We start from the raw sequence: 16,662 nt of genomic DNA, 5'->3' as shown, positions 1-16,662 counted from the left end.
GGAGAAGCAAAATGCATACAAAAAACTCACTACCGGAGCTTACGCTTAGGGGTATAATACTAGGAAGTATTTTAACGATTATTTTTACCGCCTCAAATGTATATTTGGGGCTCAAAGTTGGTCTTACTTTTTCTACTTCTATTCCTGCTGTTGTGATCGCGATGGCTGTTTTAAAAATCTTTAAAGACTCTAATATTTTAGAAAATAACATGGTTCAAACTCAAGTTTCAGCTGCAGGTACGCTTTCGGCTGTGATTTTTGTTATACCAGGTCTTTTTATGTGTGGATATTGGTTTGAATTTCCACTTTGGCTTACTTTTATGCTCTGTCTTTGTGGGGGTGGATTGGGCGTGCTTTTTACTATACCTTTGCGTAGAGCTATGGTAGTAGAGAGCAAATTAGCTTATCCTGAAGGAAGAGCTGCTGCTGAAATTTTAAAAGTGGCCAATAAAGATCAAGCTGATAAAAAAGGAAAAGTAGGCTTAAAAGAAATCACACTTGGCGTGGCTTTTGCTTCTGTGATAAGTCTTTTTTCAAGCGGTTTTAAACTACTTTCAAGTGGAAGCAGTTTTGCATTCATTTGGCAAAAAATGACTTTTGGTTTTTCTATGGGTTATTCAGTGGCACTTTTGGGTGCTGGATACTTAGTAGGTATAGCCGGAGGTGTTGCATTGCTTGCGGGTATGGTGCTTGCTTGGATGGTTTTTGTGCCATATTTTTCTGCTAAAGAAAGTTTTGATGTGAGTTTAAGTGCGCTTGATATAGCTAATCAAATTTGGGCTCAAAAAGTACGCTTAATAGGTACAGGAGCTATTGCTATAGCAGCATTATGGACTTTAATAGAGCTTGCAAAGCCTGTATATGATGGCATGAAAAATATGCTTAAAAAAACCTCATTAAACCTCTCACAAGATCCTAAAGATATGGATTTATCTTTAAAAGCTATGCTAGGTTTATTTGTACTTATGTGTATAGGTTTGTTTATTTCATTTTATGCTTTTGTGGCTGATTCAAATTTAGCAAGTGGTTATCAAATTCTTTTTGCTTTAATGGGAACTTTAGTAGCTATTTTTATAGGCTTTTTTGTAGCTTCTGCTTGTGGATATATGGCAGGTTTGGTGGGTTCATCATCTTCTCCTATTTCTGGTATAGGACTTATTGGGATTATGATTTCTTCTTTGATTATTTTACTTTTGGGTTATCAAGTAGATTTATTTAGCGATCCTTTAATGTCTAAATTTGCTATTGCTTTTGCTATATTTACTACTAGTGTTATTTTGGCAACTGCTGCTATTTCTAATGATAATTTACAAGATTTAAAAACTGGCTATTTAGTGGGTGCAACTCCTTGGAAACAACAAATTTCTTTGATTATAGGTTGTGTATTTGGAGCTTTAGCTATTGCTCCTGTTTTAAATTTATTATACCAAGCTTATGGTTTTGTGGGTGCAATGCCAAGAGAAGGAATGGATGAGGCAAATGCGCTTGCTGCACCACAAGCAAATTTGATGAGTACTATAGCACAAGGCATTTTTAATGCTAATATCGATTGGAGTTATATTATAGCGGGAGCTTTTGTGGGCGTTGGTATAATCATCGTCGATCGTTTATTAAGAAAGAAAAATATGTCTTTACCACCTTTAGCCGTGGGTATAGGTATATATTTACCACCTGCTGTTAATATGCCTTTATTTGTAGGCGGATTATTAGCGTATTTAATCAAAAAGCGTTTGGAGCAAAGATATGCTAAAAATGCTCATAAAAAAGAACTTATTCAAGAGCATGAGCAAAAAGGAACCTTATTTGCCTCTGGTTTGATAGTGGGTGAGAGTTTATTTGGAGTATTAATAGCTGGTTTAACTGTGCTTTCTATTAGTAGAGGTGGAGCTGAAGATCCACTTGCTATTGCAACTTCATTTAAAGACGATGGGATTATAGGTTTTGTAGTGTTTGTAGCGATCATGCTAATTTTTGCAAGAAGAGTACTTAAAAAATGAATTTAGATTATTATTATGCTTTGATTTTAGGAATTATCGAGGGTTTGACAGAATTTTTACCTGTTTCATCTACAGGACATATGATTTTAGGTGCCGAAATTTTGGGTTTAAATATAGATGATTTTTGGAGAAGTTTTTTCATCATCATTCAGCTTGGTTCTATACTAGCGGTGATTTTTATTTTCAAAGAAAAACTAACTCAAAAACTTGATATTTGGTTAAAACTTGCTGTGGGCTTTTTGCCTGCAGGTGGGGTTGGTTTTATAGCATATAAGTTTTTAAAAGAGATATTTAATGGCTATACCGTGGCTACTATGTTAATCATTGGTGGGATTATTTTTATCATTATAGAACTTAAACATAGAAAAAAAGATTACACAATCCGCTCTTTAGATGAGGTAAGTTATAAACAAGCTTTTTTGATAGGTTTAACTCAAGCTCTTGCTATCATACCAGGTACTTCAAGAAGTGGAGCAAGTATCATAGGTGGCTTATTGCTTGGGCTTGATCGCAAAGTGGCTTCTGAATTTTCATTTTTACTTGCAATTCCTACCATGATTATAGCAACAGCTTATAGCATTTATAAAGAACCACAGGTTCTAAGCAATATGAATAATTTCATTCCTTTAGCCATAGGTTTTATAACAGCTTTTGTAGTGGCTTTTATAGTAATAAAAATATTTTTAAAATTAATCAGCAAGATAAACTTTATACCTTTTGGAATTTATAGGATAATTTTAGGTTTTGTATTTTTATACCTTTTTATGAGTGGTGCTTTAGATATATCAAGAACGGGTGTTTGAAATATAAAAATATCCTTTATTTAAAAAAAGTTTAAGTTTTTCATAGCTAAAATTAGTCTTATATTTTAATTTAAGCTCACAAGGTTAGTGAGTGTTAAGGGTAGAAATGACAAAAGATATAATTGCATATGCAAATAATGAAACTTTGGTAGATACTCAAAGTTTTAACAATGACACAAATTTAACTCCGATTTATTTTGATAACTCTAAAGAAAGTTTAGAAGTTATCCGCCACTCTTGTGCGCATTTAATGGCTCAAGCGATTAAAAGTTTATATCCAGAGGCTAAATTTTTCGTAGGGCCTGTGATAGAAGATGGGTTTTATTATGATTTTAGAGTTGATAGTAAGATTTCAGAAGAAGACTTAAGCAAAATCGAAAAGAAAATGAAAGAACTAGCTGAAGCAAAGCTAGACATTACAAAATATGAACTCTCAAAGACTGAGGTTAAAGAAAAATTTGCTAATGATGATTTAAAACAAGAAGTTTTACTAAGAATTCCTGATGGAAAAGTAAGTATTTATAAGCAAGGCGAATTTGAAGATTTATGCCGTGGACCTCATGTACCAAACACTAGATATTTAAGATTTTTCAAGCTTACTCGTGTAGCTGGTGCGTATTTGGGTGGTGATGAAAAAAGAGAAATGCTTACAAGAATTTATGGTACTGCTTTTGCAGATAAAGAAAGTTTAAATGAATACTTAAAAATCATTGAAGAAGCTAAAAAAAGAGATCATAGAAAACTTGGTAATGAAATGAAGCTTTTTGCCTTTGATGATGAAATAGGCGGTGGGCTTCCTATATGGCTTAGCAATGGTGCAAAATTAAGAAGTAAATTAGAGCATTTGCTATATAAAGCACATAGATTAAGAGGCTATGAGCCTGTGCGTGGGCCTGAGCTTTTAAAAGCTGATGCATGGAAAATTAGTGGGCATTATGCAAACTATAAAGAAAATATGTATTTTACGCAAATTGATGAGCAAGAATATGGCATTAAGCCGATGAATTGTGTAGGACATATTAAAATTTATCAAAGTGATGTTAGAAGCTATCGTGATTTACCTTTGAAATTTTTTGAATATGGCGTGGTACACCGCCATGAAAAAAGTGGAGTTTTGCACGGGCTTTTTAGGGTAAGAGAATTCACTCAAGATGATGCGCATATTTTTTGTATGCCAAGTCAGATAAAAGAACAAGTTTTAGAAATTTTAAGTTTTGTTGATACTTTGATGAAGGCTTTTGAGTTTGATTATGAAATGGAAATTTCAACGCGCCCAGCAAAAGCAATAGGCGATGATGAAATTTGGGATATAGCTACAAAGGCTTTAAAAGAAGCTTTAGATGAGCAAGGTTTAAAATATGGCATTGATGAGGGTGGTGGAGCTTTCTATGGTCCAAAAATCGATATTAAAATCACTGATGCGCTAAAAAGAAAATGGCAGTGCGGAACTATACAAGTGGATTTTAACTTACCAAGCCGTTTTAAACTCGAATACACAGACGCAGATAATGAGAAAAAACAACCTGTAATGCTTCACCGTGCTATTTTAGGTTCTTTTGAAAGATTTATAGGAATTTTAGTAGAGCATTGTGCGGGTGAGTTGCCATTTTTCATAGCACCAACTCAAGTAGCTATAGTGCCTATTTCGCAAAATCATCATGAGTATGCAAAAGAAATAGCAAGAAAACTTTTAGAACTTGGCATTGATAGTGAAGTGTATAATAAAAATGAAAGCTTAAATAAAAAAATCCGCACCGCTGAAAAAGCACATGTACCTATGATACTTGTTTTAGGTGATGAAGAAGTAGCAAATAAAAGTGTGGCTTTAAGAGATAGAAGAGCAAAAGAACAAAAAACAATGACTTTAGATGAATTTATAACCCTAACAAAGGAGAAATTAAGTGAGGTACGCTTTTGAGTAAAGAAAAAGAAGTATTGCTAAATGAAGAAATTCAAGCAGATGAGATCAGATGTATAGGTGATGATGGCAAGGTTTATGGCATTATTAGTAGTGATGAAGCACTAGATATAGCAAATAGACTAGGGCTTGATTTGGTGATGATAGCCCCTGAAGCCAAACCACCTGTATGTAAGATAATGGATTATGGAAAATTCCGTTATCAACAAGAAAAGAAACAAAAAGAAGCAAAGAAAAAACAAAAAGTTATTGATATAAAAGAAATCAAACTTTCTGTGAAAATTGCTCAAAATGACATTAATTATAAAGTCAAACATGCAAGCGAGTTTTTAGAGCAAGGCAAGCATGTGAAATTTAGAGTGTTTTTAAAAGGTCGTGAGATGGGCTCTCCTGAAGCAGGGGTAGCTTTGCTTGAAAAAATTTGGCGAATGGTTGAAGATATAGCAGATAGAGACAAAGAGCCTTTACTCGAAGGACGCTATGTAAATATGCTAGTAACTCCTAAAAAGAAAAAATAATCACAAGCCTTTTTAAGGCTTGTATTTTAAACTTATGCTAGAAGAAAATCCGCAATTTTTAAAAGAACAAATCATAACTTATCTTGGCAATAAAAGATCTTTGCTCGAGTTTTTAAATCAAGGCTTTAAATTCGCACAAAATGAGCTTAAAAAAGACAAATTTAGTTTTTGTGATGTATTTAGTGGCTCTGGGGTAGTTTCGCGTTTTGTGAAGCCTTATACGAGTTTTATCATGGCAAATGATTTGGAAGATTATTCTAAAATCATCAATGAGTGTTATTTAAGCAATCAAAACGCGAAATTTTTACAAGAATTACAAAAACATTATGCTTTTTTAACTTCTGATTTAAAACTCAAAAAAGGCTTTATAAGCAAGCTTTATGCACCAAATGATGATGAGTATATCCAAAAGAATGAAAGAGTTTTTTACACGCTTAAAAACGCTATGTATTTAGACTCTATGCGAGAAAAAATTTCAAGCCTGCCAAAAGAAATTCAAAAATATTTCATTGCACCACTTATTTATGAAGCAAGTGTGCATGCAAATACAAGCGGGGTTTTTAAAGGTTTTTATAAAGATAAAAATGGAGTGGGAAAATTTGGAGGAAATGGAGCAAACGCACTTAGTCGTATAAAAGGCGATATAGCTTTAAAAATGCCTATTTTTTCAAATTTTACTTGTGAGTATGAGGTTTTTCAAAAAGACGCAAATATTTTAGCTAAAGAGCTTGATAGCTTTGATGTAGCGTATTTAGACCCACCTTATAATCAACACCCTTATGGATCAAATTATTTTATGTTAAATTTAATCGCTAATTATAAAAAGCCAAAGGAAATTTCAAAGGTTTCTGGCATACCAAAAGACTGGAACCGCAGTGCTTTTAACAAAGAAAAAAAAGCTGAAGATGCTTTGTTTGATTTGATAAATGATTTAAAAGCTAAGATTGTATTGCTTTCTTATAATTGCGAGGGTTTTGTAAAAAAAGAAAATTTCACAAAAAGACTTCAAAGTCTTGGAGAATGCTTTGTGCTTGAGCAAAAATACAATGCCTTTAGAGCCAGTAGAAACCTTTCTAAACGCTCTACGCATATACAAGAACAACTCTATGTATTAAAAAAACGCTAATCTTGCATATATGCGTTTAATTGCTTAAAAAGCTTTTCTTTTAAAACAATAGGTTTGTTTATTTTAATATATGGTATCCAATATCTTATTAAATTTAAAAGCTCATCATCATAGGTATAAAATGCCTTGATGTAAATAAAATTCTCATCCTCATTTATAAATTCGTATTTAGTAAGGGCATTTTTTCTTAAGAAATATTCTTTAGCTTTTTTATCAAGTTTTAAAATAGCTTCTTTGTTTTCTTTACTAATCCAATTACTTTGATCTTTTTGAATTTGTTTTAAAAACTCTTCTTTTGGGGTAAAAATTTCTTTTTTTTCTACTTTTAGTTTTGCGATTTTAGAAAAAGTAAAGGTTTTTAAAGTATCGTTTTCATCTGCTAAAAGATACCATATGTGGTCAATATTGATGAGTTTGTATGGATTAGCTTTTCTGTGTTTTTCTTTGTAGTGAAAGTTAATGGAGTGTTTTGCTATGATAGCTGCGCTTAGTTCTTCAAAAATTTCTCTATCAAGTGTTTCATAGCTTTGAGTTTTGACTAAAAAGGCTTTATTGATTTTTTCATTAAGCAAGTCGTTTAAAAACTCTTTATCTAAACTAGGATAAAGCCTATCTATACCGCTTAAAATAGCAAAATTTTGTATATCTTTAAAGCTTAATTTTCCTAAAACATAGCCTTCTAAAAAGTATTTTCCATTTTCTTTTTTTATAGGGATAAAAGCAAGGCGTTCATGCAAGTCTCTTTGTATAGTGCGAATGCTGACATTAAATTCTTGCGCAAGCTCTTCTAAGCTAAAACGCTCGCCATTGTTTAAACACTGCAGTATAGAAACTAAACGCGTAGAAAGCTTGTCTTTTTCCATATACAACCTTTTTTATTTTTGTTTATTTTAGCAAATCTTTGATGTTTTGTTTGATTGTTTTTGGATCGTTTTCATAGGTAGTTAAAAGCTCTTGAATAAGCTTTAAAAAATCATTAAAATCATCAGGATTTTCTTTTTTAAATTTAAGTACTCTATCTAGGATGATAAAAGCAGCTTCGGTTTTGTCGTTTTCTTTTTCATAAAGCTCTTTTAGCTCTAAAGCAAACTTGGTGTAAGTATAAGCTTGCTTTGGCTTTGAGATGATGTTAAAGATGTTTAATTTATAACTAAAAAGCAATGAAAAAAGTTGGGGTAGTTTGTTTAGCATGGTTTATTGTATATATTGCAATAAAATTGCTATTATTGCAATCCCCAAAGATGTAATAGAAACTATTTTTAATATATTATTATCTAATAGATTTTCGTGTTTTTTTATTACAGTTTTTATATTTTCCAATTCCTGCATAATATCTTTCGATAAATTTGCTATTTGGTTTTCATATTTTTGCATAAATTCATTTTGTTGCATTGATAAATTGTCGATTTTTTTTGAAGATAATAGTAAATCTTTATTAAGTGAGTTTATTTTATTTTCTTGTAACTCAATAGTTTCGGTGAAGTTTTTTTGTTGTTGTTTAATTAGATTTACTTCATCTTCATTTTTTTCTATTTTTATTTGAATTTCTTGAAAATGTTTTGTATGATCTTGCATTTGATTTATTACAATATCTGTAAGTTCATTATATATTTCTAAAATTTCATTTGTATCATAAGATAATTCTGTAATGCTAGTCCTATAATTTTCATTTGTTTTGGAAATTATTAATTGTAGATCGTTGATTGTGTCATTTATAAATTCTATGCTATAACATGTGAGTTTTATAACTTCTTGAATTAAATCATTTTGTGCTTCAATAGCCTCTATATTCATCATGTTTAATTCTATTAGAATATTTATTTTTTTAATCTCTTCACTATCAATAAAAATTCCAGCAAAAGGTATATTTTTTGCCATATTTTCCAAAAAAGTATTTTTAGTATTTTTAGCTAATTTTGCAACTTTTTTTGCCTCTATGATTTTTTTAGAAGCTTTGTGAATTTTATTATTAAGTATGTTAGCTACTTCTTGCGAATTTGCATTTTTATTAGGTGTATTTGTTTTTGTTAAACATTCATGTGAATTTATTATACTAATTTTATGTTTACTTTTACTATAACTAATCATGCAATTCCTTTAGATCAAGAATCTTTTTCTTCAGATTAGATATTTTAGTTTTTCTTTCCTCGTCCATCTTTTTATAAGTATTTAGCTCTTGAGTGAGATTGTTTTGTAGTATTAAATTCTTTTCTTTTATAGAATTTATTGCATGTGTTAAAAAAATATATGCATCATCTAGCATAAGCCATGTTTGAGCTATTTTACAATTTAAAATAACACCACTTTGAGTAACAAGCTGTAATCGTAAATTTCCTATTTTGGAGTTGTTTTTCCATTTATCCATATAAAAAACAACAATAGTGCTAACAATAGCTCCAAAAGCAGCACTTATACTTAATGAAATTGCATCACCTATAGTTTCACTCGTAAATGGTATAGGTAAAGATAATAAAACATTAAGCCCAGGTATAGTTATAAGCCATTTATTTATCGCCTCACTTCCTAGCATTGTGAGTGAGGCGATAATACCTGCTGTAAAAATTTTAGCGGCCTCAAAATATATATCTTCTTTAGGCATATCTTTTGGAGGATTTATAATAATTTTTATCGCATTATATAAAGAAGTAAAGCCAGCACGAATAACTTGAACTATTCTTTTTAAAGTTGTAAATATAGTATTTATAGCAAATACAACTAAATTAGATAAAAATGCTTGAATTCCTGCCTCTAAAGAACTTGCAAAAATATTTTTCCATTTCTTTTTGATATCATCCCAAATGTAATGGATTCTATCTTTAAATCTTTTGAATATATCACTAAAACTCTCGTTTCCAAATTCTTTAAATGTTTTTCTAATTTCTATCATTAAGCTTTTGAAAAAGTCTCTTAAAATCATTCCAAGTGCTGAATATACAATCATTTTTGTAGAGTCTTTAGCTCCGGTTATCAAAGCTTCTTTGTAAGGTTTTAGGCTTGTATAGTAAATTTTATCAATTTCACTATCAATATATTTTTTTTGATGATTATATTCTTCTATAAATTTTTCACCATCAATTTTACATTGCATATCCAATAATCTTTCTATATTTTTTTGATCTTTTAAGGATAGTTTTCCATTTTTTATTTCTTTTTCGGTTAATATTTGTATCTGTCCTTCTAATTTCTCTAAAGTTTTTGTTGCGCTATTATCTCTTTTAAAATTATTTATCTTAGCATCTGTTTTTTTTAGATTTTGAGGTGTATTAGCTAAAGATACACCATCAGCATTAGCTAAAATTCTTGCACGATCTTCATGAATTTCTTTGGCTGAAACAACATGATCTAGCTGAGTATTGTCTTTTGGCTTAATCATCTTTCCAGTTGCATAATCATATAATCTTCCCTCTTCTATTTCTTTTTTTAGTTTATTATTTATTTTATTGTATTCCCCATTATGATATTTTTTTGAACAGTATTTTTCACGTTTTTCATATTGTTGCTTATCGTTTTCGTTGGCATATATATCTTTCCTGGCATTATGTGTGGTGCTTACATTACCACCGTCTTGAGAATCTAGAACAATAGCAGCCAATCCAAAATGACTTGTTATAGCATCAAGTGCGTTTTGGGTGCATTGCTCAAAAAGTTTTTTACTTTGCTCTTTTGGTAGTTGTGTTTCTATGTTTTTTAGTTCTTGCAAGGCTTCTTCTAAGTTTTGATTTATATTAATTTTAAGTTGTTCTCTTTGTGATATCTCTTTCAAATCATTTTCTAAAAGTTCATAATCGTTTATAAGTTCTTTATTATCTATCATAGTGGTCTCTTTTATAATAGTTTTTGGTTGTTTTGTTTCATATTATAACTTTGTCGTAGATATGCTATTTGAATAACAGCTGGTATAGTTACTCTATAAGCAGGTCCTGCTATATCTATTGCAGTCCACATCCCTGTTATTGCCCATCCAATAGGACCAACAAAAATACTCATCGCTTTTGTTAAACTCACATTAACTACAGCTGACAATCCTCTGCCTAAAATTAATTTTGATATGGCATTTGCAACAATAACTATTAATTGATAGCTTTTGAAACCACCTTGTTTTATTAAAAATTGCATTGCTGCCATTGTAGATTGTTTTGTAAAAGTTGATAAATTTAAATTTAATTCTTGAGAAATTTCCTTGATTTGCTCTTTGCTCATTTGGTCTAAAGAATTTTCTAAAATTTTCATAAAAAGATTTATTTCTATTATCTCTGTATCGGAATTTTTATTATAATTAACTTTAAGTTTATCGGCTACATCGCATAAAATTTCTTTATAAAGTACACCTTTTCCCATTCTTAAGATATTTGCAAAGGTGTTTCCCCCAAAACACTGAAACTCATCTAAAATTAAATCTAAATACTGTTTGTGATCAGGATAGAATTTTTTATACAACTCATTTACTGTTATTAATTCCGTAAATCTTGTAGTATTATCTTTATCATATGTAAGAATACTAACAAAATCATTTAATTCTTCGCTACTTAAGTTTCTCAAAAATTCCAAATCTTTGTCATATCTATATGCCATCTTTTTCCTTTCAATTTAAATTTTTATTATATCAATACCCCCCCCCCCGTATTGTCAAGGTTTTTAGTATTGTTTACTTTTAATTATCCTTGCAAGTACTACTACGCCTGCTAAAATTAGTGTATAAGAAACTACTACATTTATAATTCCGTATTTTTCTATTAAAAATAAACTTGGTAATATAACGCACCACACTACAAACAAAAATAAAGCCCAAAAAGTACCACAAACTATAGCCCATATAGCAGTAGCTATCATAACTATAATACCAATTACTATTGCCATTTGACTCCTTTATTGGATTTTATAAAATTAATAAAATCATATTAAATCCTTGTGACAGGTTGTGTCATAAAAATTTAATTTTTCTAAAGCATAGTTATAGTAAAATGATAGCTTTCTTTTATGAAAAAATTTATCCAAAGGATACACATGCCAAAAATGAAAAGCGTTAAAAGTGCTGTTAAACGCTTCAAAGTAGGTAAAAATAAAATCAAAAGAGGTGCTGCTTATAGAAGCCACATTTTGACTAAAAAACCTGCTAAAAGAATGCGTGATCTTCGCACTTCTAAGTATGTTCACTCAACCAATGTTAAAGCGGTTGAAAAAATGTTAGGAATTTAAGCTCGCTTAAATTTAGTTTTTGACGAAAGTCATTCAAACTCCCCTTATTTTAAAGGGCAAGATTCGTTTAACGAACGCCAATTTGTGAAAGGATAAATATGGCAAGAGTAAAAACAGGTGTTGTAAGACGCCGCAGACATAAAAAAGTTTTAAAACTTGCGCGTGGTTTTTATAGTGGTCGCCGCAAACACTTTAGAAAAGCTAAAGAACAATTAGAAAGAAGTTTGGTTTATGCGTATCGTGATAGACGCCGCAAAAAACGCGATTTCCGTCGTCTTTGGATAGTGCGTATCAATGCAGCTTGCAGACTAAATGATATTAGTTATTCAAGATTTATAAATGGTCTTAAAAAAGCAGGCATTGAGCTTGATAGAAAAATCTTAGCTGATTTAGCGATGAATGACGCAGCTGCTTTTGCCAAAATCGCAGATGCTGCTAAAAAAGCACTTTAATCTTACTGCAAGGCTTTTTATAAGCCTTGTTTTTCTCTTTACTTTCTTTTTAAATTCTCTTTTTGCTAAAGATATTTTGCTTTTTAAAGTTTATGATGAAAAAGCATTTAAAGATGTAGATTTAAGTCATTATCTCATGAGTGAAAAACTCGATGGTATAAGAGGTCTTTGGAATGGTAAGTCTATGCAAACAAGAGCAGGAAATACTATAAAACTTCCTTTATTTTTCACAAAAAACTTTCCTAAATTTGAATTAGATGGAGAACTTTGGATAAAAAGAGCTTCTTTTGAAGAAATTTCATCTTTAATACGCCAAGAAAATCCCGATGAAAAACTTTGGCAAAAAGTAAGTTATAATGTCTTTGATGTGCCAAATGCTTGTGAGGAATTTAAACTTGATTCTTGTACTTTAGAAGTAAGATTAGAAGTTTTGAAAAAGTATTTGGCTAAAAATTCAAATGATTATATAAAAATTATTCCACAAATTTCCATTAAAGATAAAAATCATTTAGAACAATTTTATCAAGATATCATTTCGCATAAAGGCGAGGGTGTGATCATAAGATTAAACAACGCACCTTATGAAAAGAAAAGATCAAACAATGCTTTTAAACTAAAACCTTTTGATGATACAGAATGTGTTGTGAAAAAGCATTTAGAAGGTAAAGGAAAATTTGAAGGTAAAATGGGATCTTTACTTTGTGAAGCAGTGATTGAGGGTAAAAAAGTGAGTTTTAAAATAGGCTCAGGTTTTAAAGAAAGTGATCGTTTAAACCCTCCGCCAATTGGTGCTATAATTACTTTTAAATACAATGGTTTAACCAAAAATGGCAAACCAAAATTTGCTAGTTTTTTAAGAACGAGGGAAGTTTTTTAAAGCATTAATTCCTAAAAATATAGCAAAAGCAACACATGAGATCATAATGATACTAGCACCACTTGAGATATTAAAATAATAACTCACCATCAAACCACTTAAGCAAAAACATAAACTCAAAATACTTGAATAAATCATCATCCAACCAAGTTTTTTACTAATACCTTCTGCTATAAAGCTTGGTATGCTTAATAAAGCCATGGCTAAAATTAATCCCACAAGTCTAATACCAATAACTACGCACAAGCTTATCATAAAAATCAAAAGATAATAAAATAAATTAGTGTTAATCCCTCTAGTTTGAGCAAATTCGCTATCAAAGCTTATGATTTCAAATTGTCTATAAAAGCATAATAAAATAATGATAAAAATGATATCTGCGCCAAGCATAAGCCAAATGTCTTCATTAGAAACTGTTAATATATTGCCAAATAAATATGCCATTAAGTCGTTATTGTATTTTGGGCTTAAGTCTATAAGTATGATTCCTATAGCCATACCAAACGCCCATATGACAGCTATAATGCTATCGCTTCTGTTTGGATAGTGTTTGCTTAAATAAGCCACTATAAAGGCTAAAATCAAAGTAAATAAACTTGTGCTAAGTAAAACGGGTAAAGAAAAGTAAAATGCTACTCCAATGCCACCAAATGCCCCATGTGTAATGCCACCAGCCATAGACATAAGCCTATTTACCATTACCAAACTTCCTATACAACCACATGCAATGCTTACTAGCACACAAGAAAATAAAGCATTTTGAAAAAAGTTAAAATTTAAAATTTCAAGCATTACATTCCTTACATAGGCAAGAATTTAAACTCATTTCAACATCGCAAAAATGAGAATGGTTTTGGTATAAGTGTTTTATATAGTTGATTTTATTTGGATCTTTAATGTTTTTGTGTATAAAAATTTCTTTGTTTAAATATGCGATTTTATCACTATATGCTAAAGTTATGTTAATGTCGTGACTAATGCATATAATACCTATGCCATTTTGATGAAGTTGTTTTAAAAGCTCAAAAATTTGTATAGCATTTTTAGTATCTACACTTGCTGTAGGCTCATCTAATATAAGCAATTTACACTCTCCTACTAAAGCTCTTGCTATGAGCACTCTTTGTCTTTGGCCGCCGCTTAAAGAATGGATAGTTTTATCCCAAAAATCTTGCATAGATACTTTTTTTAGAGCATCTAGAGCTAACTCTTTGTCTTTTTTGGTGTAAAAACCAAAAGTTTTATGATTTATCCTTCCCATAAGCACGACTTCTAAGACTCTAGTTGGAAAATTGGTATTAGTTAGAGTGTTTTGTGGGACATAGCCTATTTGACTTAAATTTATATTTTTAAATTCAATTATATTTTTACTTTTTAAAAGTCCAAATATGAGTTTTATAAGGGTTGATTTTCCACCACCATTTGGTCCTATGATAGATAAAAAATCATTATTATCATAGCTTAGATTGATATTTTTTAACACAAGTTCTTCATTATAAGAAAAATTTAAATTAGATATTCGAAATAATTCCACTAAAATACACCTTCTTTGGTATTGATGAATAAAAATAATCCAAATGATATCATAAATATCAAAGCTAGATACTCTAGTAAGGTTCTTATTTTTATAGTTTTGACATTTTGGTGAATTTTATTTGCCCCTATAGCAAATAAAAATAATACAAAACACATTCCCAATGTCACAAACACAGCAGAGCTTAAAGCATAAAAAAAGTTGAATTTATACGCAAAAATAAAAAGTAATATAACACCAGGACAAGGCACCAAAGAAGCTCCTAGTATGACTACCCATTCACTTGTTTTATGTGAGTGGCAAGAGCATGAGCAAGAGTTTTTATGAAGTATTTTTTTGCTTAGCATAAAAAGAGCTATAAAAACTATAAGTAAACTTGTAAATTTTGTAAGAATAAATCCAGCCATATTGATATCTTTGAGTAATTTCTCAAGGATAATTATACCAATGCTTACAAGTAAAAATGCACTCATTATATGCACTATGCCTATTTTTAATACAAAATAAAATATTTTAGAAAATGAGCTTTTGTGTGTTAAAAAATACGAACTTGTAAGCATTTTAGAATGACCTGGTGCACTAGCATGAAAAACGCCATATCCAAAAGATATGATTAATAATATTAAAAATGTTTGTATATTAAATTCTTGTTGAAGAAGTTGCTTGATATACAATAAAATATTTTCGTTAAAAATTTGCAATTTATTTAAAAGATCATCTATAAAATTTGGACTTTGCTTGATTTGAATTTCTGCAAAGGTTGTATTTGGTGTTTTGCCTTTTTGTGCTTGTAAAAATATGAGATTTAAATTGGGATTTGCACTTAGATAATAGTTTGAATTCAAAGTGATAAAATCTTGCGGTATAAATTTAAAACTAAAAAATCCTTCCTTATCTTCAAATCTTATGCTAAATGTGTTATTTTCTTTTATGGGGATGTTAAGATTTACTTCAAAAGTGAAAAATAGTTTCGTTTTATCTAAGATTAATTTGGCATTTAAAAATTTTTCTATGTAAATTTTTTCATCTAAATTGTAAAATTGAAATTGCATTAAAAATTGTCTTGGCTCTATATAATCTAAAAGAGTATATTTAATATCAGTAAGTTCGTCTTTGTCTAAAGTATTATTATAATTTATATCATAGTTTTGAAGCAGTATTTTTATAAAATCTTGCGAAAATTCCCAAGTTACATAAATTTTATTGATGTTATCATCACTTGCGTTAAAGTCTAATTTTACATTTGCCGTTGGAGTATAAGCTGCACACAAAGCACAGCTTAATACTTTTTGAAAGCATATAAAAGCTAGTATTAAAATGATTTTCATTCTAAAGCCATTTTTAATGCTTGTATGGTTTTTAAAAGTTCTTTATCCCAATCTTTAGCCAAATGATCGATAAAAACAATTTTTGCGTTTAATTCTTTAGATAATACTTTAGCCGAATTTTCACTAAAACCAGGTTGGACAAAAATAACCTTTATGTTTTTTTCTTTGGCTATTTTTATTAGTTTTTGCAAATCTTGAATTTTTGGCTCTTTTCCATCAATTTCCACAGGAATTTGGATGAGGTTGTATCTTTTTGCAAGATAATTCCAGCTAGGATGATAGACTATAAATTCTCGGTGTTTGATATCTTGTAAATTTGTTTTGATTACTGAATTTAAGTCATCCAATTCTTTAAGAAAATTTTCTAAATTTTTTGCATAAAAGTCTTTATTTTGTGGAAAAGTTTGACTTAAAGCTTTATAGATATTTTGTGCTTGTATTTTTACTAAAATAGGATCTAGCCAAGTATGAGGATCGTTTTTACCATGCTCATGTTCATCGTGGTCATGTTCATCAGTCTCATCATTTTCTAGTAATGATATGCCATCATTAATATTAACAATTTTGACATTTTTGAGTGTATTTTTAAATTTGTTTTCTAGGATTTTTTCAAGTTCTAAATCGGCAAGAAAATAAATTTTGCTTTTTTCAAGATTTTTAATCATCATAGGTTTAAATTCTACATTATGTTCATTGGAATTAGGTGAAATCAAGATATTAATTTCAACACTATCTTTAGCAATCTTTTCTACAAAAAATGCCTGAGGTGGTATGCTAACACTCACAATAGGTTTTGAAAAAGCAAGTGCGCATGATAATAACAATAACAATATTTTTAACATTATTTCCTCCTGATTATCTAAAATTTATGTAATTATATATAATGCAACTTAGTTGCAACTTAAAAATTAAG

18 protein-coding genes are annotated in these 16,662 nt (G+C 29.9%); 8 read left to right on the top strand and 10 right to left on the bottom strand.

Annotated elements, in window-relative coordinates; translation table 11 throughout:
- Positions 1–11 precede the first annotated feature (11 nt).
- From L8X50_RS03470 to L8X50_RS03450, 5 genes are all read left to right on the top strand, one after another.
- Positions 12–1,997: an OPT family oligopeptide transporter gene (locus tag L8X50_RS03470; RefSeq protein WP_133319103.1), complete on the top strand. Its 1,986-nt coding sequence runs from the start codon at positions 12–14 to the stop codon at positions 1,995–1,997.
- On the top strand, positions 1,994–2,800 hold the full coding sequence (locus L8X50_RS03465; protein ID WP_263660403.1) for an undecaprenyl-diphosphate phosphatase: 807 nt from the start codon (positions 1,994–1,996) through the stop codon (positions 2,798–2,800). Before L8X50_RS03470 ends, L8X50_RS03465 begins: the two co-directional genes overlap by 4 nt.
- Positions 2,801–2,906: 106 nt before the next feature.
- Complete coding sequence (gene thrS, locus L8X50_RS03460; protein ID WP_214126685.1) at positions 2,907–4,718, top strand: threonine--tRNA ligase; 1,812 nt, start codon at positions 2,907–2,909, stop codon at positions 4,716–4,718.
- On the top strand, positions 4,715–5,236 hold the full coding sequence (infC, locus tag L8X50_RS03455; protein WP_263660402.1) for a translation initiation factor IF-3: 522 nt from the start codon (positions 4,715–4,717) through the stop codon (positions 5,234–5,236). The genes thrS and infC overlap by 4 nt, the downstream gene beginning before the upstream one ends.
- Before the next feature lie 34 nt (positions 5,237–5,270).
- Positions 5,271–6,362 (top strand): DNA adenine methylase, encoded by a 1,092-nt coding sequence (locus tag L8X50_RS03450; RefSeq protein WP_263659204.1) that lies wholly within the window; start codon positions 5,271–5,273, stop codon positions 6,360–6,362.
- On the opposite strand, the gene L8X50_RS03445 is transcribed toward L8X50_RS03450, so the two are convergent.
- The 6 genes from L8X50_RS03445 to L8X50_RS03420 all read right to left on the bottom strand — a co-directional run bounded on the left by L8X50_RS03445 (position 6,359) and on the right by L8X50_RS03420 (position 11,219).
- Positions 6,359–7,225: a helix-turn-helix transcriptional regulator gene (locus tag L8X50_RS03445; protein WP_263659203.1), complete on the bottom strand. Its 867-nt coding sequence runs from the start codon at positions 7,223–7,225 to the stop codon at positions 6,359–6,361. The two genes, L8X50_RS03450 and L8X50_RS03445, sit on opposite strands and share 4 nt — an antisense overlap.
- 22 nt (positions 7,226–7,247) lie before the next feature.
- Positions 7,248–7,553 (bottom strand): hypothetical protein, encoded by a 306-nt coding sequence (locus L8X50_RS03440; RefSeq protein ID WP_263659202.1) that lies wholly within the window; start codon positions 7,551–7,553, stop codon positions 7,248–7,250.
- Positions 7,554–7,556: 3 nt separating this feature from the next.
- Complete coding sequence (locus L8X50_RS03435; protein ID WP_263659201.1) at positions 7,557–8,450, bottom strand: hypothetical protein; 894 nt, start codon at positions 8,448–8,450, stop codon at positions 7,557–7,559.
- Positions 8,443–10,176 (bottom strand): hypothetical protein, encoded by a 1,734-nt coding sequence (locus tag L8X50_RS03430; protein WP_263659200.1) that lies wholly within the window; start codon positions 10,174–10,176, stop codon positions 8,443–8,445. Before L8X50_RS03430 ends, L8X50_RS03435 begins: the two co-directional genes overlap by 8 nt.
- 11 nt (positions 10,177–10,187) lie before the next feature.
- Positions 10,188–10,934, bottom strand: coding sequence for a DUF3944 domain-containing protein (locus tag L8X50_RS03425; RefSeq protein ID WP_263660401.1), 747 nt, complete (start codon positions 10,932–10,934; stop codon positions 10,188–10,190).
- A gap of 63 nt (positions 10,935–10,997) precedes the next feature.
- Positions 10,998–11,219: a hypothetical protein gene (locus L8X50_RS03420; RefSeq protein WP_263660400.1), complete on the bottom strand. Its 222-nt coding sequence runs from the start codon at positions 11,217–11,219 to the stop codon at positions 10,998–11,000.
- A gap of 147 nt (positions 11,220–11,366) precedes the next feature.
- On the opposite strand from L8X50_RS03420, the gene rpmI reads away from it, so the two are divergent.
- The 3 genes from rpmI to L8X50_RS03405 all read left to right on the top strand — a co-directional run bounded on the left by rpmI (position 11,367) and on the right by L8X50_RS03405 (position 12,887).
- The gene (rpmI, locus tag L8X50_RS03415; RefSeq protein ID WP_039617094.1) at positions 11,367–11,558 is read left to right on the top strand and encodes a 50S ribosomal protein L35; all 192 of its coding nucleotides are present in this window, start codon (positions 11,367–11,369) and stop codon (positions 11,556–11,558) included.
- Between the two features lie 98 nt (positions 11,559–11,656).
- Entirely contained in the window at positions 11,657–12,010 is a 354-nt protein-coding gene (rplT, locus tag L8X50_RS03410; RefSeq protein ID WP_039617097.1) for a 50S ribosomal protein L20, read from the top strand.
- On the top strand, positions 11,988–12,887 hold the full coding sequence (locus tag L8X50_RS03405; protein ID WP_263660399.1) for a DNA ligase: 900 nt from the start codon (positions 11,988–11,990) through the stop codon (positions 12,885–12,887). Before rplT ends, L8X50_RS03405 begins: the two co-directional genes overlap by 23 nt.
- Here the strand turns inward: L8X50_RS03405 and L8X50_RS03400 are convergent.
- Genes L8X50_RS03400 through L8X50_RS03385 form a run of 4 tightly spaced genes read right to left on the bottom strand, consistent with a single transcriptional unit; the run spans position 12,864 to position 16,591 of the window.
- Positions 12,864–13,679, bottom strand: coding sequence for a metal ABC transporter permease (locus L8X50_RS03400; protein WP_263659196.1), 816 nt, complete (start codon positions 13,677–13,679; stop codon positions 12,864–12,866). The genes L8X50_RS03405 and L8X50_RS03400 overlap by 24 nt on opposite strands.
- Positions 13,672–14,421, bottom strand: a complete 750-nt coding sequence (locus L8X50_RS03395) for a metal ABC transporter ATP-binding protein (protein WP_263660398.1) — start codon at positions 14,419–14,421, stop codon at positions 13,672–13,674. The genes L8X50_RS03400 and L8X50_RS03395 overlap by 8 nt, the downstream gene beginning before the upstream one ends.
- Positions 14,421–15,749, bottom strand: a complete 1,329-nt coding sequence (locus L8X50_RS03390; protein ID WP_263660397.1) for a DUF1007 family protein — start codon at positions 15,747–15,749, stop codon at positions 14,421–14,423. Before L8X50_RS03390 ends, L8X50_RS03395 begins: the two co-directional genes overlap by 1 nt.
- On the bottom strand, positions 15,746–16,591 hold the full coding sequence (locus L8X50_RS03385; RefSeq protein ID WP_263659193.1) for a metal ABC transporter solute-binding protein, Zn/Mn family: 846 nt from the start codon (positions 16,589–16,591) through the stop codon (positions 15,746–15,748). The genes L8X50_RS03390 and L8X50_RS03385 overlap by 4 nt, the downstream gene beginning before the upstream one ends.
- Between the last annotated feature and the right edge of the window lie 71 nt (positions 16,592–16,662).

It is taken from the genome of Campylobacter sp. CNRCH_2013_0898h (genome assembly GCF_025772965.1).
In the GTDB taxonomy this organism is placed as follows: Bacteria; Campylobacterota; Campylobacteria; order Campylobacterales; family Campylobacteraceae; genus Campylobacter_D; species Campylobacter_D lari_D.
The sequence above is the reverse complement of the archived record's forward strand: the minus strand, read 5'-3'. Positions and strand labels throughout refer to the sequence as shown.